Below are 20284 nucleotides of genomic sequence, written 5' to 3'. Positions count from 1 at the left end.
AACCCGTTCAGGTATACTGGGCGGCGGCAGGCCCGTCCGTCCGCAGTGCGCTCAGATGGCGCAGATCGTTCACGGCCAGAACATGGGTGTACTCCGGCTCCAGCTGAAGGGTGGTGATGCCGCAGTTGCCGTGGTGCACGGTGAACGGGGACTCGAAGGGAACGCGGAGCAGGTGCTTGATCAGCTCATTCCCGGATCGCCCGTGTATGACGCAGGCGACGGTGGCGTGGGCGCCTTCTCTGCACAGCCCCAGCAGCCGGTCGGCGACGGGCTTCATGCGGACGAAGGTCTCCTCCCGGGTCTCGCCCTCCCGGTGGCGGGCCCAGCCCTCTTCATCGGCTTCGTCCGGGAACGGGAGGCCGGCATATTTGCGCTCCAGCGCGGAGCGGGGCAGTCCTTTTTCCTGATAGCAGTAGCCCAGCTCACACAGGTCGGACCAGATGCGCACCGGAATGTCCGCTGCTTGAGAGATCAATTGAGCCGTGTGCAGAGCCCGGTCCATCAGGCTGCAGAAGAGAAGCTCGATTCCCGCTCCCTGCAGGGCCTCGCCGGTCAACGAAGCCTGTTGTTCTCCCAGCGGGGACAGCGTGCTGTCTCTCGAGTCAATCAGGCCCGCGTTGCTCATGGATTCGCCATGGCGGATCAGATGAACTTTCATGGAAGGTGTCCTCCTAAGAATTGTTAATTTCATCTTAGCAGATCTTCGGTCCGAACATTGACACGAAAAATGAAAATATGATATAAAAAATGTGGAGTTAGCACTCGATGTAAAGGAGTGCTAATATACGTTCGGAACGGAAGGGAGACTGTCGATCATGGCGAAAAAGCAGTTCAAGGCGGAATCGAAGCGGCTCTTGGAGATGATGATCAACTCCATCTACACCCACAAGGAAATTTTCTTAAGAGAGCTGATCAGCAACGCCAGCGATGCCATCGATAAGATGTATTACAAGGCGCTGTCCGACGACAAGCTGGTTTTTAATAAAGAGGATTACTTCATTAAGATTACGGCGGACAAGACCAACCGGACGCTGACCATCACGGACACCGGCATCGGCATGACCAAGGAGGAGCTGGACAACAACCTGGGCACCATCGCGAAGAGCGGCTCTCTGGCCTTCAAGAGCGAGAACGAGGTGAAGGACGACCACACCATCATCGGCCAATTCGGCGTCGGCTTCTACTCCGCGTTCATGGTGGCGGACGAGGTGACCGTCGTGACCCGGGCCTACGGTAGCGAGGAAGCCTACGAATGGCGCTCCAAGGGGGCGGACGGCTATACCATCGAACCGGCGGCGAAAGATACGGTCGGCACTGAGATTACGCTGAAGATCAAGGAGAATACCGAGGACGAGCAGTACGACGAGTATCTGGAGGAGTACCGGCTCCGGTCCATCGTCAAGAAGTACTCGGACTTCATCCGCTATCCGATCAAGATGGACATGAAGCGGTCCAAGCTGAAGGAAGGCACGGAGAACGAGTACGAGGACACGGTGGAAGAAGAGACCGTGAACAGCATGGTGCCGATCTGGCGGAAGAACAAGAACGAGCTGACCCAAGAGGATTACGAGAACTTCTACAACGAGAAGCGCTACGGCTTCGACAAGCCGCTGAAGCATATGCATATCAGTGTGGACGGGTCGGTGGTGTACCGGGCGATTCTGTTCATCCCGAAGAACACTCCGTTCGATTATTACACCAAGGAGTACGAGAAGGGGCTGGAGCTGTACTCCAACGGCGTCCTGATCATGGAGAAGTGCTCCGACCTGCTGCCGGACTACTTCGGCTTCGTGAAGGGCATGGTGGATTCCGAGGATCTGTCGCTGAACATCTCCCGGGAGCTCCTGCAGCATGACAAGCAGCTGAAGCTGATCGCGAAGAATCTGAAGAACAAGATCAAGAGCCAGCTGGCCAGCCTGCTGAAGGACGAGCGCGAGAAGTACGAGGAGTTCTACAAGGCCTTCGGCCGCACCCTGAAGTTCGGCGTGTACAGCGACTACGGCATGAACAAGGACGATCTGCAGGATCTGCTGATGTTCACCTCCTCCAAGGAGAAAAAGTGGATTACGCTGGACGAATACGTGGCGAACATGCCGGAAGACCAGAAGTACATCTACTACGCCACCGGGGAATCCGCGGAGCGCATCGAGAAGCTGCCGCAAACGGAGCTGGTGCTGGATAAGGGCTACGAGATTCTTTACTTCACCGACGACATCGACGAGTTCGCCATCAAGATGCTGATGAAGTACAAGGACAAGGAGTTCAAGAACGTGTCGAGCGGAGACCTGGGCATCGAGCCGGAAGCCAAGGACGAGGCGGATGCGGAGGAGAACAAGGAGCTGTTCGAGGCGATGAAGTCCATCCTGGGCGACAAGGTCAAGCAGGTCCGTGCCTCCAAGCGGCTCAAGTCCCATCCGGTGTGCCTGACCACCGAGGGCGAGCTGACCATCGAGATGGAGAAGGTGCTCCGCGCCATGCCGGGCAGCGAGGACGTGAAGGCGGAGAAGGTTCTCGAGATCAATGTGGGCCACGACGTATTCCAATCGCTGAAGGACGCCCATGGCAAGGACCAGGAGAAGCTCAGCCTGTACACCAAGCTCTTGTACAATCAGGCGCTGCTGATCGAAGGCCTGCCGATCCAGGATCCGGTGGAGTTCACCAACGATATCTGCAAGGTCATGGTCTAAAAAAAGCCGCCGCGACCCCACTGGATTCGCGACGCTATTCATAGAAGAGGCACGGCCCCTGGTTGGGGACCGTGCCTCTTTGCTGTGCAAGCGGCTGCGACGGACCGCACGTCCGCCGCCACGGACTACCCGCTACGGCCGCCGCGGCGGGGTGTCGGCCTTCTTCTTGGGGGGCAGCTTCACGGGGAGGGTCTCGGCCCAGTCGAAGGAGCGCTGGAGCCAGGCGGAGATCCGTTCAGGCTCCTGCTTCCAGGCTGCGGGCAGAACCACGTACTCCCTCATGGGTCGCTCCGGCATAGGGGCGAACGGAGAAGTGCCCTCTGTATCGAGCAGCTCCCGGCGCTCCGTCTCAGGCAGACGCACGAAGAGGTCATCACCGAACAGCCCCGCGAACATGTTTCCGTTGATGAAGGCTCCCCAATTGCCGAACATGGGACGGATCTGGATATGCGGGTCACCGGGCAGCACCAAGGAGAAGAAGGCTCTCGCCTCCGGCGTTGGTCGTGGAAAAGACATGCGGCATCCTCCCCTGGTAATCGATTTATGCCCAGCATAAGGGATGATGAATCCCATTGCAACTTTCGAGAGACGGGACGTTTCGACGGCGGTTTTGCGGGATATGTCACTTTTGGTGGAAGATAACCTACTATACGTCTCACGCCGGATTCGGTACTATTAGCATATGAGGTGAGGAACGGTGGAGACGGAGTTTAAATTGACAGTGGCCGAGGTGCTGCAGAGGCCTCTCTTTCAGGGAGTCCGCATCCTGGCCGGAGAAAAAGGTCTGAACCGCCGTGTACGCTGGGTTCATATCGTGGAGGTCTCCCATTTCGAGATGCTTATGGACGGCGGGGAGCTGGTGCTTACCACGGGCATTGCCTTCAGCAGGGAGGTGGGCTTCTCGGTCCGTTACCTGGAGCAGCTGATCCAGCAGCATGCCGCCTGTCTCTGCATCGAGCTGGGCCACTCTCTCTTCGAGGTGCCCGACCAGCTCATCGAGGCAGCCAATGCCCATGACTTTCCGCTCCTGGTGTTCCCCGGGGCGGTGCGTTTCGTGGATATTACCCAGGATCTCCATTCCCTGATCATCAACCGGCACCACCGGATGCTGCAGGAACTGGAGATCATCTCAAGGAAGTTCCACCATCTGAGCCTGGGCTCCCAGGGACTGGCCGGGGTGCTGAAGCTCCTGCAGGTCAGCACCGGGAACCAGGTGGCATATGTGCCGGTGCAGGGGGCGCCGAGCTTCGTGCCGGTCCTTCCCGCAGCCCGGCAGAAGGAGCTGCTGGAGGCTGTAACCCGCTGCGTCGGGGAGCGGCAGGGCACGGCCGGTGGGTCGGACACCTTCCCTTATCACTCCTCCCATGGGGAGTGGTCGGTGATGCTGCAGCCGGTCCGGGCGCTGGGACGGATCTGGGGGTACGTGGCGATGGCCATGAAGGATCGGCTGCCGCAGGAATTCGACAGCCTGATTCTGGACTCCGCCTCCCTGTGGGCCGCCCAGGATCTCCTGCGGAAGCGGTATGTGGAAGAGCGCCGCATGTACACGGAGAACCTGTGGGTGGAGGACCTTCTGAACGGGAGGCTCCGGGATGAGGAAGAGCTGAAGTCTCTTCTCGGGGTTCATTATAAGAGGCTGCATGGTGCAGGCTGCCAGGTCTGTGTGGTGGAGTTCGAGCACCGGGGCGATCTAGAAGCGGAGGGAGGAGAGGAGGGGGCCGAGTCCATCGGCATCCATCTGTCCCTCTTGCTCCGATCCCGGCTGGAGCAGGCCTCCTTCCATCCGCTGATGACGGTGAAGAACAACCGCCTCGTCATCGTGGCGGCGGATCTGTATCCGAAGAGCCCGGCTAAGGGCAGGCTGGGGCATATTTTGGGGCAGCTGCTGGATGGCAAGGAGGAGGAGCTTCTGCAGCAGGTGAAGCTGACGGCTGGGGTCGGCAAGCCCCAGGCCCGGCTGATGAACGCACCGGCCAGCTATCAAGAGGCTGTGCAGGCGATGACCCTGCATCCGTGTATGGGCAAGTCCGTGCTATTCTTCGATGATCTGGGGGTGTACCAGCTGATCTTCCAGGTCTCGGACCGGGAGAGGCTGCAAGCCTTCGTGAACCGGTACCTGGGGCCGCTCATCGAGCATGATGCCCAGAAGGGCGGGGAACTGCTGCTAACCCTGAAGGTGTACCTGGATTACGACGGGTCCAAGCAGATGGCCTCGAAGAAGCTGTACATCGTTCGGCAGTCGCTCTACTACCGGCTGGATAAGATTGCGGAGCTGCTGGGACCGGGCTATATGGAGACGGAGAACCGTCTGGCGCTTCAGGTGGCGCTTCGGGCATACCAGCTGCTGCATGCGGATGATTCCGAATCATAGGTGTATGTCATATTATCTAACATGAAATCGAGGCTTGTAAAAGACGGTGACAGGTTTCCCTTACACGGTGTCCAATGCAACCCGTCTTCCGCATCCGTATAGTTAATGGTAGAAGAGGAAATCTAATACCAAGAAACGGACGGTGTTGACGATGATCATAGGGGTGCCCAAAGAAATCAAAAACAATGAAAACCGGGTCGGGATGACCCCCGGCTCCGTAGCTGCCTATAAGGCGGCCGGCCACGAGGTATGGGTGGAAACGGGAGCGGGACTCGGCTCGGGATTTGCCGATGAAGACTACGCGGCAGCGGGAGCCGTCCTCGTACCGGACGCGAAGACCGCATGGTCCGCGGAGATGGTCGTGAAGGTGAAGGAGCCGCTGCCTTCGGAGTACAAGTATTTCCGCGACGGGCTCATCCTCTACACGTACCTGCACCTGGCGCCGGAAGCGGAGCTGACCCGGGCGCTGGTGGACAGCGGCGTGACCGCCATCGCCTACGAGACGATTCAGCCGGATAACGGCAGCCTGCCGCTTCTCGTGCCGATGAGCGAGGTGGCCGGACGGATGGCCGTGCAGATCGGCGCCCGGTTCCTGGAGAAGGCCAATGGCGGCAAGGGCGTGCTGTTGGGCGGTGTTCCCGGCGTGGAGCCCGGCAAGGTCACCATCGTGGGGGGCGGCATCGTGGGCACCAACGCGGCCAAGATCGCCGTCGGCATGGGCGCCGAAGTAACCATTCTCGATATCAGCGCGGACCGGCTGCGCCAGCTGGACGATCTGTTCCAGGGCCGCGTCAAGACGCTGATGTCCAATGCCTATAACTTGGCCGAAGCGGTCCGCAGAGCGGATCTCGTCGTCGGCGCCGTTCTTATTCCGGGGGCCCGCGCGCCGCGTCTCGTCACCAAGGAGATGGTGGAGCGGATGGCTCCGGGCTCCGTCATCGTGGACGTGGCCATCGACCAAGGGGGCTCCATCGAGACCATCGACCGGATCACCACCCACGATCAGCCGACCTACGAGAAGTTCGGCGTGCTCCATTACGCCGTGGCCAACATGCCGGGCGCCGTCGCCCGCACCTCGACCCTGGCACTGACCAACGTGACCGTGGGCTACGGCCTGCAGATCGCCAATCGGGGCTATGCCGCAGCGGCTCTTGCCAACAAGGCTATCGCCCGCGGCATCAATGTAGTCGACGGCAAGGTGACCTACAAGGCGGTTGCTGAGGCCCACGGCTATCCCTACACGGACATTCACTCCGTCCTGAATGGCAAAGTATCCGTCTAAGCGCCGCCACATATATATAGTAGAAGCGAGCGAGCCTCCTGCGGAATATCCTTTCCGCAGGAGGTTTTTTACGCTATTCGACCACAAGAAAGACGCCTCATGAAGAAGACTTAAAGTTCATTTTGTTCAATAGGTGGGTAAACTGCTGTTTGGTCTCTGGGGTCTGATCGTTCATGGTATAACTTATGACATAGATCGTTTTATGGGCGATCGGGATGATCCCATAATACACATGATGGGTTCCAGTTAACCCTGAAGCGGCGGTTCCGTTATCCGCATCTAATGTAAATAAAGTACAACTGCCTATGGGGATATCAATAGACTCTTCTTTGCTCACTGTACTATGGTTAGGTTTGACATGTTTGAAATCAAAATCCTGCTCATAATCCATCGCAGATATATCACCGATGAACTCGTCGTTCACATTCAAAATGAAGGCATGTCTCCCTGATTCGATACTCATACGCCATTGTGGCGGCAAGGTAACATTCAATGAAGTTACATCTGGATTATGAGGAGCCGGGGATGAAGGTTGGTTTTCGGATGCGGCGCGATCATTCGAGCAGCCAACAAGAGAACCGCCTAGCAGCATGAGCAGCATCATTTTCTTTAAGGGAAACACCCTAATCATCTCCATATTGGGATAGCTATAGAGGCACTGATTATTAGACTATAAATATCTCTGAAAAGTTAAATCTTCTTAATAAAGTTCATGAAGCCGCCAGCTATGCCGGCGGGTATGATCAGGTAAGGGATTTCCGGTTGCCAGACAGGATATAATAGAGGAATTACGGCGTTTATTGACCTGGAGTCAGTAAAAAATCGGCCTTTCCACAGCCCTGACATGCCTCGTGAAAAATGCTGGAATACGAAGCATTTCGGTGATTTTCAGAGCATTTCTAAAAGTATTATGTACTTTTGCAAGGAAGTCATGATTTTTGTCGATTTTAATTGAACTTTTCCGAGTTTTTCTGTATAATCATCCTGTTTGCTAAAGGATTCCGAATGTGGAGGTAATGGAAGTGGGGAAAGCGCTCATTATTGGCGCTGGCGGCGTAGCCAGTGTAGTCGTTCATAAATGCTGTCAGAACCCGGACGTGTTCGAGGAGATCTGTATCGCCAGCAGAACCGTGGAGAAGTGCGATGCACTTAAGAATAAATTGGCCGGAGGTCCGACCAAGATCCGTACGGCCCAGCTTGACGCCGATAAGACGGAAGACATTATCGCGCTGATCAATGATTTTAAGCCGGACGTTGTGATTAACGTGGCTCTGCCTTACCAGGACCTGACCATTATGGATGCCTGTCTGGCAACCAAAGTCCATTACGTCGACACGGCCAACTACGAGCCGCCGGAAACTCCGAAGTTCGAATACAAGTGGCAATGGGCCTACCGCGAGAAGTTCGAGCAGGCCGGCATCACCGCCCTCCTGGGCAGCGGCTTCGACCCGGGCGTTACGGGCGTATTCTGCGCTTATGCGCAGAAGCACCATTTTGACGAGATTCATTCCATCGATATCGTGGATGCCAATGCAGGCGACCATGGCTATCCGTTCGCAACCAACTTCAACCCGGAGATCAACATCCGCGAGATCACCGCGAATGGACGTTACTGGGAGCGCGGCGAGTGGATCGAGACTCCTCCGCTGTCCGTCAAGCGCACCTACGACCTGCCGGAGATCGGACCGAAGAACATCTACCTGCTGTACCATGAAGAGCTGGAGTCCCTGGCCGTCAACATCAAGGGCCTGAAGAAGATCCGCTTCTGGATGACCTTCTCCGACAACTACCTGAACCATCTGAAGGTGCTGGAGAACGTGGGCATGACCTCCATCGAGCCGATCGAGTTCGAAGGCCAGCAGATCATCCCGCTTCACTTCCTGAAGGCGATCCTGCCGGATCCGGCATCTCTGGGACCGCGCACCAAGGGCAAGACCAACATCGGCTGCATCATCCAAGGTGTGAAGGACGGCAAGCCGAAGACTTATTATGTGTACAACGTATGTGTGCATGAAGAGTGCTATGCGGAGGTCGGCTCCCAAGCGATCTCGTATACCACCGGCGTTCCGGCTATGATCGGCGCCATGATGATCATGAAGGGCATCTGGAAGAAGCCCGGCGTGTACAACGTGGAAGAGTTCGATCCGGATCCGTTCATGGACGCTCTGAATAAATACGGATTGCCGTGGCAAGAGAGCCTCTCGCCCGTGCTGCTGGACGATTGACCATGAACGAGTTGAACATCGATATCAGCTCCCTGCCGTCGCCCTGCTTCCTTGTGGATGAGAGACTTCTCACGCGCAATCTGGAGATCCTGGATTCCGTCCAGCAACGTACCGGTTGCAGCATTATTCTGGCTCAAAAGGGTTTTTCCATGCATGCGTTGTATCCGCTGGTGGGAAAGTACCTGAAGGGCGTCACTTCCAGCTCCCTGTTCGAAGCCCGGCTGGGCTTCGAGAAGATGGGCAAGGAAGTGCACACTTATGCGCCGGCTTATGTGGATTCCGAATTCGATGAGATTATCCGCTACAGCGACCATATCGTGTTCAATTCCTTTGACCAATGGAAGAGATACAAGACGAAGGTGCAGCAAGCCGGCAAGAAGATCGAATGCGGCATCCGCATCAATCCGGAATATTCCGAAGGCAAGACTCCGATCTATGATCCCTGCTACAAGCACTCCCGCCTGGGCGTTACCTACGCCAACTTCCGGCCGGAGGAGCTGGAAGGCATCGACGGGCTTCACTTCCATACCCTGTGCCAGCAGAACTCCGATACCCTTGAGCGGACGGTCCGCGTCGTCGAGGAGAAGTTCGGGGAGTACCTGCACCAGATGAAGTGGCTCAACATGGGCGGTGGACATCACATCACGCGTCCGGACTACGATGTGGACCGTCTCGTGAACCTGATCAACTACTTGCAGGAGAAATACTCGCTTCATGTCTACCTGGAGCCGGGCGAAGCGGTCGCGCTGAATGCCGGCTTCCTGGTGGCCTCCGTCCTCGACGTCGTTGAGAACGGGATGCAGCTGGGCATTCTCGACACCTCCGCGGCATGCCACATGCCCGACGTGCTGGAGATGCCGTACCGGCCTGAGATTATCGGTGCCGGGGAAGCGGGCGAGTACCCGCACACCTACCGGTTCGGCGGCCTGACCTGTCTGGCCGGCGACGTGATCGGCGACTACTCCTTCCAGGAGCCTCTGAAGCCGGGCGACCGGCTGGTGTTCACGGACATGGCCATCTACTCCATGGTGAAGACCAACATGTTTAACGGCGTGAATCTTCCCGCTATCGCAACGTATAATGAGAAGGACGGAGTGAAGGTCCTTCGAGAGTTCCACTTCGAGGACTACAGCTCGCGCTTGTCCTAGAGATACGAATGCCCGTCCGGCTTGATGCCGGGCGGGCTTTTTTGACGTCTAATAAATCTTCCGAATCAGCTCCATCACTTCCTCGACAGTGAGACCGAACGACTTGTAATAGGCAGCATCCACCGCCATTTGCCTCAAGACCATCTCATCTCGTATTCGCTGCCGCTCCTCCGGGGAGAATTCGGCCACGAAGCACCCTTTGCCCGTAATCGTATGAATCAGGCCGCTGCGCTCCAGCTCTTCCCAAGCTTTCTTGACGGTGATGATACTAATGCGAAGCTCGTGAGCGGCTTGGCGAATGGGCGGCAGGCAATAGCCGCTTGCCAGCTCGCCCTTGAGAATTTGAGCGCTGATCTGTTCGAAGAGCTGTTGATAGATCGGTTTTTCCGAAGTGTTCGAAATGATGATTTTCATTGAATTTCCACACGCTGGAATCGATGGACTGAAATGCGATAGGCGATCCAGGTGAAGACGAGATAGAACGCGATTCCTCCTGCCAGAATAGCCCCATGAAGCGCTGTATGGCCGGAGCCGTTGAAGAAGTCGGACACCTTGGCGTTCGCGATGCCCACCCATTGGATGAGCGTGGCAAACGTGAGAACAACCGTTATCGCCGTGATCTGCGCGGGGCCGTATTTATAGGCCGTCTTGTAAAACATCGGGAACAAAATGAGGTTGTAGAGGGCGAACATGATCAGGCATAGTCCCCAAAAGCCCATGTGCGGCGCGAAGAATACGTAGTCCGTGTGGGGGTATAGGCGAAAGGTGAAAAAGCCAAAGATCATGGCGACCACGATCTGCAAGCATTCCAGGATGACGATGACGGATATTCGGGCCTTCACCATGTCCTTCTTGGTCACAGGCAGGATCGCGGTAAACAGCATATCGTTTTTCGCCCGGTACTGAGCGAAGAGGTTGGGCATGGTGATCCAGAAGAAGTACATCATGGCAATCAGATAGATCCAATTCGGAATAAGCATCAAGGCGCCGTACAGGAGGGGTAGGACGAAATTCAGCCAGTGCACACCTATTTTCAATTCCTTGATCAGTAAGTTATACATGAGCATCCTCCATCTTCGAGAAGTAAATCATGATTTCCTCCAGGCTGGGTGTAGCGGCCTTGATCCCGGTATGGGGATCGAAGTCACAGGAACGGATCAGCCCCGTGAAGCCGAAGGAATGGGTCTTGTAGGAGATCAGCCGGTCCTTGACCTGGCTCAGTTCTTCTTCGCTGCCGCTTAAGAGGCGATATGACTCCTTCAATTCTTCCTTCTCAGCACTCTGAATAATACGTCCGTTCTGGATGTAGGTGATATAATCCGCGCACTTTTCCAAGTCCGAGGTGATATGAGTGGAGAACAGAATGCTGATCTCGCCGTCCACGACAAGCTCCTGGAAAATATCCAGCAGGTCGTCTCTTGCGACCGGATCAAGCCCGCTGGTCGGCTCGTCGAAGACAAGCAGCTTGGCACCATGGGACAAGGCGAGGGCCAAGCTGTACTTGACCTTCATTCCCGTCGATAAGTCCACGATCTTCTTATTCTCATCGAGATGGAATCTTCTCAAGTATCGAGTATAGGTCTCCTGGTCCCAATGATGGTAGAACCTCTTGATTACATCGGTCAGCGCCTTTATTCTGTATTGCTTATAAAAGTCCACGCCGCCGAAAGCGAATCCGATCTGCTGCTTCAATTCAAGTTCATGCTCCGCCATGCTCTTACCCAGAATGTGAACCTCACCACCGTCCAGATGAAGCATATTCAAGATCGCTTTGATGGTGGTGGTCTTACCTGCGCCATTGGAGCCGATGAAGCCCATGATATAGCCTTGCTCCAACTGGAACGAAACATCCTGAAGCTGAAAATGGGGATAGCTCTTGCTTATATTGCGAATGTCTAAAGCCAGCATAGGGAACCTCCTCTTGAGAAATTGTGATTATCGTATATACACAATATATCCCCTTGTGATGAAGGAGTCAATGGCTCTTACAAATTTTGGGCCGGAAAATCATGCTGGGATTTCAATGTCTAGTGAAATGTCTGGAAATGCCCTACACTATAGAGTGTGCTTTTAACGGGAGAGAAAGAGATGGAGCTCCAGCAGCTGCAGAGGCTGCCGGCGGCTCTTCGGAAGGAGGGGAACACCCGATGGTGTGGAAAATGACGCTGCCGTCGTGGTTAATCGCATTCCTGGTCGCGCTGGTCCTGACCGGCTGCACGGAGGCGAAGGCCCAGCACGATCGCTCAACGGAGCCGGCGGTTGAAGAAGCCGCAGCGCTGGGGAATGCCCGGCTTGACCCGGAAACCGGGGGGCTCCCGAAGGGTCAGGCGGAAGGAACGGGATCACCGGCTGCGTCCGCTTCAGCGGCAGCACCAAGTGTTCAGGCCACGCCGGGTGCGGCAAGTGCTTCGGAGGCGTCAGATGGAAGTCCGCCAGATGCGCCCGGGGCGACTGATGCAGCTGCGTCAGGCCTGCAAGCAGCGTCGGAAGGCGCAACTGCATCAGGCTCGCCAGGTGACTCCGTCCGCACCCCGCACCTGCTGGACGTGCCGCTCATCCGGCAGCTCCCGGAATACCCGAACGGCTGCGAGGTGACGAGCCTGGCCATGCTGACCGCATATCTGGGGCTGCCATATACGAAGGAGGAGCTGGAGGCGCTTCTGCCGAAGGATCCGACGGAGCCGCAGCTTGGAACGGATGGACAGCTGGAGGTCTGGGGAGATCCGGACCGTGGGTTCGTCGGCGATATCCGCGGAGAATCGATCGGCTACTCCATCAACGCCGGCCCGTTAGCCCAAGTGTTTGGGCTGGTGTATTCAGCGGGCGCCCGGAACTTGACGGGGCAGGATTTTGGCGCGGTGGAGCAGGCGGTGGACCGGGGTCAGCCCGTCATCCTATGGGTGACGGAGGATTTCCACCCGGTATCGGAATGGGTGGAGTGGCGCACGACGGAGGGCAGGGTGGTCCGGGCGGTATGGAACATTCATGCGGTGCTGCTGGTGGGCTATGACGAGGATGCCGTCTATTTCAACAACCCTCTGACCGGGGACAAGGGACAGAAGGCCGAACGCGCAGCGTTCATCGAGGCCTGGGAGCAGCTGGGACGTCAGGCTCTGACTTATAAGGAGGAACATTCATGAAGCTCTTGTACGGGACGAGCAATCCAGCCAAGCTGCGCCATATGCGGGAGATGCTGAAGGGGCTGGAGATCGAGCTGATCGGCCTGAACGACTTGGGGCAGGCGTTGGAGCCTGTAGAGGAGAGTGGCAAGGACCCGCTGGAGAACGCTGTGTTGAAGGCAAGGGACTATTACAGGCAGACGGGGCTGCCGGTGTTTTCGTGCGACTCGGGGCTTTACCTGGAGGGGGTCACGGAGGAGGAGCAGCCGGGAGTCTACGTGAGACGGGTAGGGGGCAGAGTGCTGGACGATGAGGAGATGATTCTTCATTACGCCGGGTTGGCCCGCAAGTACGGAGGGGAGCTGAAGGCCCGGTACCGCAACGGCATTGCGCTGGTGCTGGGTGAAGGGACCTGGGCGGCATATGACGGGGAGGATATTGCCTCGAGCCCGTTCGTGCTGTCTGCCGTGCCCCATGAGCGGCGTAATCCGGGCTATCCCCTGGATTCGATCTCCCTCGAGCCGGATAGCAAGCGATACTACTTGGACGTCGGTCCGAACCGGGCCTTCGCGGACAGCCGGCAGGACGAGGGCTTCCGCAGGTTTTTCGAGAGGGCGTTGGCAGCTGGCTCGAAGCGGGGATCGTGACATATGCCGACGGGCAGATGTCCAAGCGAGACGGGCCGGCGCCCCATACTATAGGGTAGCTACAAAAATCACTCCTGAAAGGAGGCCCTCTCCATGGCCTACAATCCCCAATGTCCGCCCGTCAGCCCCATCGTGTGCCCGCCGACCGTCATCAACAACGATATCTACGTTCCCCAGCTGGTGGAAGTCATCCATCCGATTGAGATCGTCAACCGTTACCACTGTGTGCCGGTATACAAGCACGTGACCACCGTAACGTGCGCAGACAGCCCGGTGTCCGTATCCAGCCGGAAGAAGAAGAAACGCCGCTAATGCAGTCGGTGCCGCCGCTCTCCCGTGAGGGACGGCGGTTTTTTCATGTGTGGCACGGAGGGACGGGCCGTTGGAATCCCGGCCCCTTCCTGTTGGCGGCCGCCGGATGCTAACGGTTGCCTGAGCCGTTATTCTCCTCCTCCGGGCAGGTTAGGGATGGCTAACGGTTGTGACAGAAGCTATGGGGCGGTTCGGGCGAATCGCATGGTCGATATTCCATCCATAAGCGCTGCTGTAACCGTTAGAATCCGATACCGTCTCCGATCGGACGAATAGCGACTCCTGTAACCGTTACATGGTTCCGTCCCATTCGAATAAGACGTGACGAACGGTCCGCGAGTTCGCCGTCCCAGGCAGGGAATCCGCAGCCCGCCGGCGAATTACACAAGGCGCAGCGCGAAGCGGTTTCGTCTTCGGATGCGCCCCATAGAGGCACAGGAACACAACCGGTGTTGTGTTTTTCTTTTGAGAGGAGCAAGGTCTAGATGGACAAGCTGACGATGCAATCCGCCGGAGGAGCCGGACGGAATCTGGAGAAGCTGGCGGAGCTCTTCCCGAACGTGATCACGGAGGCCCGGGATGCCGGCGGGCGGATCTGCAGGGCCGTGGATTGGGAGCTGTTGAAGCAGCTGCTCTCGGACGAGGTTGTGGAGGGGGATAAGGAGCGCTACCAGCTCACCTGGCCCGGCAAAAAAGCCGCCGTCGCCCAAGCCAACGCTCCGGTCACCCACACCCTTCGTCCGGTACGGGAGGACAGCGCGGACTGGGACCGGACGGAGAACGTCTACATCGAGGGTGACAATCTGGATGTGCTGAAGCTGCTTCAGGAATCTTACCTGGGGCGGGTGAAGATGATCTATATCGATCCCCCTTACAATACAGGCAACGACTTCATCTACAAGGACGACTTCCGGGATGCGGCGGACCGCTACCTGGAGCGCTCGGGCCATAGGGACGGCGAGGGAAACCGGCTGGTGGCCAATCCGGCCGCCAACGGGCGCTTCCACAGCGATTGGCTGTCCATGATGTACTCCCGCCTGCTGGTGGCGCGGAATCTTCTGCGGGAGGACGGCGTCATCTTCATCAGCATCGACGACCATGAGGCGGACAATCTCCGGAAGCTGTGCGACGAGGTGTTCGGGGGAAGCAGCTTCATCGCGCAGATCGTCTGGCAGAAGGTGCATACCCGGAAGAACTCGGCCCGGTTTTTCTCCGAATCCCACGAATACATCCTCTGCTACGCCAAGCGCAAGAAGCTGGACGCTGCCGACCCGGGCTGGGAGCGCAATCTGCTGCCAAGGGAGAACAACGACGCCTACAAAAATCCTGACAACGACCTGAAGGGTCCTTGGAAGCCCGACCCGATTACGGCCCATAATCCTTACAGCGCCGACTATACGATTACGAAGCCCAACGGGATCGTGCTGTCCCGCCCTCAGGACCGGTATTGGGCCCTCTCCGAGGAGAGCTGGCTGCGCAAGGTCCGGGACAACGAAGTGATCTGGGGCGAGGGGGAATCGTATCCGATGGTGAAGCGGTACCTGAGCGAGGTCCAGAACGGGCTGGTGCCGGTGACCCTGTTCGACCGGGAGTTCGCCGGGGACTCGGCGCAGGCCAACCGGGAGCTGAAGGAGCTCTTCGGTCTGGGCGCTCTGTTTCCTTACCCGAAGCCGTCCAAGCTGATCCGCCGGCTGCTGCAGATCGCCACCGGTCCGGACGACCTGGTGCTGGATTTCTTCTCCGGATCGGCGTCGACGGCCCATGCGGTCATGCGGCAGAATGTGGAGGACGGAGGCCGGCGCCGGTACATCCTGGTCCAGCTTCCGGAAGTTGCGCCGGAGGAATCGGAAGCGTACAAGGCCGGCTATTCCACACTTTGCGAGATCGGCAAGGAGCGAATCCGCCGGGCGGCCGCCAAGGTACGGGAGGAGACGGGAGCGGAGCTGGACTACGGCTTCCGGGTGTACCGGCTGGACTCCTCCAACATGAAGGAGGTCTACTACCGGCCGGAGGAATGGAGCCAGCAGGACCTGTTCGACTATGCCTCCAACGTCAAGGAGGACCGGACGGGGGAAGACCTGCTGGTCCAGGTCATGCTGGAGAACGGACTGGAGCTCTCCCTTCCGATGGAGACCCTGCAGCTGGGGGGGAGCACCGTCTACCTGGTGGGCGGCGGAGAGCTGATGGCTGCCTTCGAGCCGGAGCTCGAAGACGCGGTGTTCCAAGAGATTGCCGGGCGCAAGCCTCGTCGGGCCGTTTTCCGGGACGCCTCATTCCGGGATGATGCGGCGCGGATCAATGCGGAGGAGCTCTTCAAGCGGAGCTCCCGTCATACGACGGTTCAGGTCCTATAAGGCGGGTGGACAACAGGATGAGAATTCGGTATAAGCAGCAGCCGTTCCAATGGGAAGCGGTGCGTAGCGTGGTAGACGTCTTCAGGGGGCAGACGCCGGCCGGTCCCGGCCGGGCTGGAGCCTTCGCTGAACCGGGGTGGGCACTGGGCACAGGGAATGTGTCCAACCGTCCGGTGGAGGTGCCGGAGGCGGACCTGCTGCGCCAGCTGCAGGAGGTGCAGCAGCGCGGTGGACTCCCCCGTTCCGAGCGGCTGGAGGGACATTACAACCTGACGGTGGAGATGGAGACCGGCACGGGCAAGACCTACACCTACATCCGGACCATGTTCGAGCTCTACCGGGAGTACGGGTGGGGCCAATATATCATCGTCGTGCCGTCCATCGCGATCCGGGAGGGGGTGCTGAAGACCTTCGAGATGACGGAGGACCACTTCATGGAGCAGTACGGCATGAAGGCCCGGTGCTTTGTCTACAGCTCCAGGCAGCCCCATCAGATCGCCCGGTTTGCCGCCGATGGCGGCATCCAGGTCATGATCATCAACTCCCAGGCCTTCGCCGCCCGGGGGCAGGATGCGCGGCGGATCTATATGGAGCTGGATGATTTTCAGTCCCGGCGGCCCATCGACGTCCTGGCGGACACCCGCCCGATCCTGATCATCGACGAGCCCCAATCCGTCGAGGGGGCCAAGACCAAGGAAGCGCTGAAGGATTTCCGGCCGCTCTTCACCCTGAGATACTCGGCGACCCACCGGGCGGGAGAAACCTACAACAAGGTGTACCGGCTGGACGCCTTGGACGCCTACAACATGAAGCTGGTCAAGAAGATCAGCGTGGTCGGAATCACCACCCGGCAGACCGCAGCCGGAGAGGGGTATCTTTATCTCGAGGGCGTCGATCTGAGCCGGCGCAGCGAGCCTGCCGCCCGGATCGAATTCGAGCATAGGACGGCCGGCGGAATCCGCAGGACGGTGCGGAAGCTTCGTGAAGGCGACAGCCTGTACCGCATGTCGGCTCTGGAATGCTACCGGGACCACACGGTGGCCGAGATCGACGGGCGGTCCAATACCGTCCGCTTCACCAACGGGGTCAGCCTTCGGGCGGGAGACGCCCTCGGCGCTCCGGACGAGGCTCATCTCCGGCGGCTGCAGATCCGCGAGACGATCCGGGAGCATCTGATAAAGGAGCGGCGGCTCTATCCCATGGGCATCAAGGTCCTGTCCCTGTTCTTCATCGACGAGGTGGCCAAGTACCGCCGATACGGGGACCAGGGACAGGAGCTTCCGGGCGAGTACGCGCGGATCTTCGAGGAGGAGTATGCGGCACTGGCGGAGGAAGCGGCATCGGAGACGGAGCTGGTGGCAGACGGCGGGGATGGCTACAGCCGTTATCTTCGGGAGATTGCGGCGGCCTCCACCCACAAAGGCTACTTCTCCATCGACCGGAGAAGCAGCCGTCTGACGGATCCGAAGGTCGGGGCGAAGGAGACCGATTCGGAGGATGCGGACGCCTATGATCTGATCATGCGGGATAAGGAGCGGCTGCTCTGGCTGGAGGAGCCGACCCGGTTCCTCTTCTCCCACTCGGCGCTGAAGGAGGGCTGGGACAACCCGAACGTGTTCCAGATCTGCACGCTGAAGAGCAGCGGGTCCAGCATCCAGAAGCGCCAGGAGGTGGGCCGGGGCCTGCGCCTCTGTGTCAATCAGGACGGTGAGCGGATGGATGCGGACATCCCCGGGCTGGACGTTCACGGGATCAACCGGCTGACCGTGGTGGCGAGCGAGTCCTACGAACAGTTCGCCAAGGAGCTCCAGAGCCAGATCGCCGAGACGCTGTCGGACCGTCCCCGGAGGGCGGATGCGGGATTTTTCACGGGGAAGGTCCTGTCGGATGGCCGAGGAGGAACGCTACGGCTGGATGAGGTGCTGGCGGTTAAGCTGCACCGGCTGTTCATCCGTCAGGGGTACGTGGACGACGCCGATGGGCTGACCGGCACCTATTATGAAGCTGTCGAGGGCGGTGCTCTCGTGCTGCCGGAGGAGCTGGAGCCGTACCGGGAGGCGTTGGCCGCCTTGATCCGCTCGGTCTACACGGAGGGCCGGACGGAATGGGTGGACGATGGGCGGGGACGGAACCTGCTGAATCTGACGCCCAACGACCAGTTCTACAAGCGGGAGTTCCAGGAGCTGTGGAGCCGGATCAACCGCAAAAGCGTCTATACCGTCCGGTTCGATTCGGACGAGCTGGTGGCAGGCTGCATCCGCGCGCTGGATGAGAAGCTGACGGTGCCGCAGGCGCGGTATTGGATCCGGCAGGGCGAGATGGAGCGGATCGAGTCCAAGGCGCAGCTGCAGGCGGGCACGGCCTTCCGTACCCGGGAGAGCCGGGTGGAGTACGGGGGCGCCCGGCCTCTCCCGCAGGGGGAAGAGGGCTCCGGCAGCGAAGAAAGCGGGAGAAGCGAGACGGCGGTGCGGGCTCCCCGCTTCGATCTATTGGGGAAGCTGGCGGCGGAGACGCTGCTGACCCGGCGGACCGTGGCCGCCATCCTGTCCGGTATCCGTCCGGACACCTTTCGGCTGTTCGCGCGGAATCCCGAGGAATTCCTCCTCCGGGCTGCCAAGCTGATTCGGGAGGAGAAGGCATCGGCCGTCATTGCGTCCATCACGTACGACGTGACCCATGATACCTTCGATTCCGGCATTTTCACGCGGAATTCGCTGCAAGGCCAACTGGGACGCAATGCGTATCCTACGGAAAAGCACGTGTTCGACTATGTGGTCACCGATTCCAAGGTGGAGCAGGAGTTCGCCCGGAATCTGGATGCCGGCCAGGAGGTGCTGGTCTACGCCAAGCTGCCCCGCGGCTTCTACATTCCGACTCCCGTCGGCGAATACCACCCCGATTGGGCCATTGCGCTGAAGGAGGAGAGCCGGAGCTTCGTCTATTTCATCGCGGAGACGAAGGGGACGCTGGACACCCTGGAGCTGCGTGAGGTGGAGCGGGTCAAGATCGAGTGTGCCCGCAGGCATTTTGCCAAGCTGAATGACGGGCGGGTGGCCTACGGTGTGGTCGACAGCTACGAGAAGCTGCTGGAGATCGTCCGCGGATAAGGCTGTGGTGAACGGAGGCTATCCCCGCCTGCCGGAGCTTGCCAAGGGACGGACATTCCACAGATTCACCGCATCCATGATACAATAAGGGCTTGAAAGCGGAAGGGGGAGGAGCGGAAGGCTCATGAAACGGTTCAAGAAGGTTTATATCGAGATCACCAGCGTCTGCAATCTGGCCTGCAGCTTCTGCCCGCCGACCGAACGGGCGGCCAAGTTCATCAAGCCCGAGGATTTCGCCCATACTCTGGAAGAGATCAAGCCGCATACGGACCATATCTATCTTCACGTGAAGGGAGAGCCGATGCTGCATCCCCGGCTGGAGGAGCTGCTGCAGCTGGCCCACGACAAGGGCTTCAAGGTCAACATGACCACCAACGGCACGCTCATCCGCAAGGTTCAGGACAAGCTGCTGGGCCACCCGGCCCTCCGGCAGATCAACTTTTCCCTCCACAGCTTCGACGGGCACGAGGGCTCGGAGGACAAGGAGGGGTACCTGACCGGGATTCTGAGCTTCGCGAAGGAGGCGGTCCTCCGGTCTGGCATCGTCATCTCGCTCCGCCTGTGGAACCTGGACGAGGACAACTCCACCAACCTGCAGCGGAGCCGCAACCGGGAGCTGCTCGGGATGATCGAGCAGGAATTCGGGCTCGACTTCAAGATCGAGGAGCGGATCGAGCGGGGCAAGGGCATCAAGGTGGCGGAGCGCATCTTCCTGAACCTGGACCACGAGTTCCAGTGGCCGGACCTGAAGGCACCTGCGGACGACGGCAAGGGCTTCTGCTATGCCCTGCGCAGCCAGGCCGCCGTCTTGGTGGACGGCACCGTGGTGCCCTGCTGTCTGGACGGCGAAGGGGTCATCGCGCTGGGCAACCTCCACCGGGAGGCCTTCTCGGACATCATCGAGAACGAACGGTCCAACGGGCTGTACGACGGCTTCTCCCGGGGGGAAGCGGTGGAGGAGCTGTGCAAGCGGTGCGGCTACCGCCAGCGGTTCGGCTGATCCGGGCCTAGCGGCGGGACGAATCCCGTCAC

General features: G+C 58.9%; 17 protein-coding genes. 11 read left to right on the top strand and 6 right to left on the bottom strand.

Features of this window, described 5'->3' with window-relative positions:
- Positions 1-7: 7 nt before the first annotated feature.
- On the bottom strand, positions 8-658 hold the full coding sequence (locus tag ACSEXW_RS20515; protein ID WP_438448040.1) for a histidine phosphatase family protein: 651 nt from the start codon (positions 656-658) through the stop codon (positions 8-10).
- Between the two features lie 157 nt (positions 659-815).
- On the opposite strand from ACSEXW_RS20515, the gene htpG reads away from it, so the two are divergent.
- Complete coding sequence (gene htpG / locus ACSEXW_RS20510; protein WP_438448039.1) at positions 816-2687, top strand: molecular chaperone HtpG; 1872 nt, start codon at positions 816-818, stop codon at positions 2685-2687.
- 132 nt (positions 2688-2819) lie between these two features.
- On the opposite strand, the gene ACSEXW_RS20505 is transcribed toward htpG, so the two are convergent.
- Complete coding sequence (locus tag ACSEXW_RS20505; protein WP_438448038.1) at positions 2820-3203, bottom strand: TfoX/Sxy family protein; 384 nt, start codon at positions 3201-3203, stop codon at positions 2820-2822.
- A 181-nt stretch (positions 3204-3384) separates the two neighbouring features.
- Between ACSEXW_RS20505 and ACSEXW_RS20500 the strand changes: the two genes are divergently transcribed.
- Both ACSEXW_RS20500 and ald read left to right on the top strand, forming a co-directional pair.
- Positions 3385-5058: a PucR family transcriptional regulator gene (locus ACSEXW_RS20500; RefSeq protein ID WP_438448037.1), complete on the top strand. Its 1674-nt coding sequence runs from the start codon at positions 3385-3387 to the stop codon at positions 5056-5058.
- 151 nt (positions 5059-5209) lie between these two features.
- On the top strand, positions 5210-6340 hold the full coding sequence (ald, locus tag ACSEXW_RS20495; protein ID WP_438448036.1) for an alanine dehydrogenase: 1131 nt from the start codon (positions 5210-5212) through the stop codon (positions 6338-6340).
- A 97-nt stretch (positions 6341-6437) separates the two neighbouring features.
- On the opposite strand, the gene ACSEXW_RS20490 is transcribed toward ald, so the two are convergent.
- A complete protein-coding gene (locus ACSEXW_RS20490) occupies positions 6438-6962 on the bottom strand; it encodes a hypothetical protein (protein ID WP_438448035.1) in 525 nt (174 codons plus the stop codon).
- Between the two features lie 400 nt (positions 6963-7362).
- Here ACSEXW_RS20490 and ACSEXW_RS20485 point away from each other — a divergent pair, with 400 nt between their 5' ends.
- The gene (locus ACSEXW_RS20485) at positions 7363-8565 is read left to right on the top strand and encodes a saccharopine dehydrogenase family protein (RefSeq protein ID WP_438448034.1); all 1203 of its coding nucleotides are present in this window, start codon (positions 7363-7365) and stop codon (positions 8563-8565) included.
- A gap of 11 nt (positions 8566-8576) precedes the next feature.
- Positions 8577-9713: a carboxynorspermidine decarboxylase gene (gene nspC / locus ACSEXW_RS20480; protein WP_438448125.1), complete on the top strand. Its 1137-nt coding sequence runs from the start codon at positions 8577-8579 to the stop codon at positions 9711-9713.
- A 48-nt stretch (positions 9714-9761) separates the two neighbouring features.
- Here the strand turns inward: nspC and ACSEXW_RS20475 are convergent, their stop codons facing one another.
- Genes ACSEXW_RS20475 through ACSEXW_RS20465 form a run of 3 tightly spaced genes read right to left on the bottom strand, consistent with a single transcriptional unit; the run spans position 9762 to position 11621 of the window.
- Positions 9762-10127 (bottom strand): GntR family transcriptional regulator, encoded by a 366-nt coding sequence (locus ACSEXW_RS20475; protein ID WP_438448033.1) that lies wholly within the window; start codon positions 10125-10127, stop codon positions 9762-9764.
- Positions 10124-10774: an ABC-2 transporter permease gene (locus ACSEXW_RS20470; RefSeq protein ID WP_438448032.1), complete on the bottom strand. Its 651-nt coding sequence runs from the start codon at positions 10772-10774 to the stop codon at positions 10124-10126. Before ACSEXW_RS20470 ends, ACSEXW_RS20475 begins: the two co-directional genes overlap by 4 nt.
- Complete coding sequence (locus ACSEXW_RS20465; protein WP_438448031.1) at positions 10767-11621, bottom strand: ABC transporter ATP-binding protein; 855 nt, start codon at positions 11619-11621, stop codon at positions 10767-10769. The genes ACSEXW_RS20470 and ACSEXW_RS20465 overlap by 8 nt, the downstream gene beginning before the upstream one ends.
- Positions 11622-11860: 239 nt before the next feature.
- On the opposite strand from ACSEXW_RS20465, the gene ACSEXW_RS20460 reads away from it, so the two are divergent.
- The 6 genes from ACSEXW_RS20460 to ACSEXW_RS20435 all read left to right on the top strand — a co-directional run bounded on the left by ACSEXW_RS20460 (position 11861) and on the right by ACSEXW_RS20435 (position 20252).
- A complete protein-coding gene (locus ACSEXW_RS20460) occupies positions 11861-12853 on the top strand; it encodes a C39 family peptidase (RefSeq protein ID WP_438448030.1) in 993 nt (330 codons plus the stop codon).
- Positions 12850-13479, top strand: coding sequence for a non-canonical purine NTP pyrophosphatase (locus ACSEXW_RS20455; protein WP_438448029.1), 630 nt, complete (start codon positions 12850-12852; stop codon positions 13477-13479). Before ACSEXW_RS20460 ends, ACSEXW_RS20455 begins: the two co-directional genes overlap by 4 nt.
- Positions 13480-13572: 93 nt before the next feature.
- Positions 13573-13791, top strand: a complete 219-nt coding sequence (locus ACSEXW_RS20450) for a hypothetical protein (protein WP_438448028.1) — start codon at positions 13573-13575, stop codon at positions 13789-13791.
- 485 nt (positions 13792-14276) lie between these two features.
- Positions 14277-16145, top strand: coding sequence for a site-specific DNA-methyltransferase (locus tag ACSEXW_RS20445; RefSeq protein WP_438448027.1), 1869 nt, complete (start codon positions 14277-14279; stop codon positions 16143-16145).
- 17 nt (positions 16146-16162) lie between these two features.
- On the top strand, positions 16163-19252 hold the full coding sequence (locus ACSEXW_RS20440; protein ID WP_438448026.1) for a type III restriction-modification system endonuclease: 3090 nt from the start codon (positions 16163-16165) through the stop codon (positions 19250-19252).
- A gap of 124 nt (positions 19253-19376) precedes the next feature.
- Positions 19377-20252: a radical SAM/SPASM domain-containing protein gene (locus ACSEXW_RS20435; RefSeq protein ID WP_438448025.1), complete on the top strand. Its 876-nt coding sequence runs from the start codon at positions 19377-19379 to the stop codon at positions 20250-20252.
- The last annotated feature ends 32 nt before the right edge of the window (positions 20253-20284 follow it).

It is taken from the genome of Oryzibacillus soli (genome assembly GCF_051594765.1).
GTDB lineage: Bacteria > Bacillota > Bacilli > Paenibacillales > NBRC-103111 > Paenibacillus_AR.
The sequence above is the reverse complement of the archived record's forward strand: the minus strand, read 5'-3'. Positions and strand labels throughout refer to the sequence as shown.

Bases quoted from the DNA above. Each gene is read 5' to 3' on its own strand.
- ACSEXW_RS20455 (WP_438448029.1), top strand. From the start codon at position 12,850: ATGAAGCTCTTGTACGGGACGAGCAATCCAGCCAAGCTGCGCCATATG.
- ACSEXW_RS20460 (WP_438448030.1), top strand. From the start codon at position 11,861: ATGGTGTGGAAAATGACGCTGCCGTCGTGGTTAATCGCATTCCTGGTC.
- ACSEXW_RS20440 (WP_438448026.1), top strand. From the start codon at position 16,163: ATGAGAATTCGGTATAAGCAGCAGCCGTTCCAATGGGAAGCGGTGCGT.
- htpG (WP_438448039.1), top strand. From the start codon at position 816: ATGGCGAAAAAGCAGTTCAAGGCGGAATCGAAGCGGCTCTTGGAGATG.
- ACSEXW_RS20465 (WP_438448031.1), bottom strand. From the start codon at position 11,621: ATGCTGGCTTTAGACATTCGCAATATAAGCAAGAGCTATCCCCATTTT.
- ACSEXW_RS20505 (WP_438448038.1), bottom strand. From the start codon at position 3,203: ATGTCTTTTCCACGACCAACGCCGGAGGCGAGAGCCTTCTTCTCCTTG.
- ACSEXW_RS20515 (WP_438448040.1), bottom strand. From the start codon at position 658: ATGAAAGTTCATCTGATCCGCCATGGCGAATCCATGAGCAACGCGGGC.
- ACSEXW_RS20450 (WP_438448028.1), top strand. From the start codon at position 13,573: ATGGCCTACAATCCCCAATGTCCGCCCGTCAGCCCCATCGTGTGCCCG.
- ACSEXW_RS20445 (WP_438448027.1), top strand. From the start codon at position 14,277: ATGGACAAGCTGACGATGCAATCCGCCGGAGGAGCCGGACGGAATCTG.
- ACSEXW_RS20470 (WP_438448032.1), bottom strand. From the start codon at position 10,774: ATGTATAACTTACTGATCAAGGAATTGAAAATAGGTGTGCACTGGCTG.
- ACSEXW_RS20475 (WP_438448033.1), bottom strand. From the start codon at position 10,127: ATGAAAATCATCATTTCGAACACTTCGGAAAAACCGATCTATCAACAG.
- ACSEXW_RS20435 (WP_438448025.1), top strand. From the start codon at position 19,377: ATGAAACGGTTCAAGAAGGTTTATATCGAGATCACCAGCGTCTGCAAT.
- ald (WP_438448036.1), top strand. From the start codon at position 5,210: ATGATCATAGGGGTGCCCAAAGAAATCAAAAACAATGAAAACCGGGTC.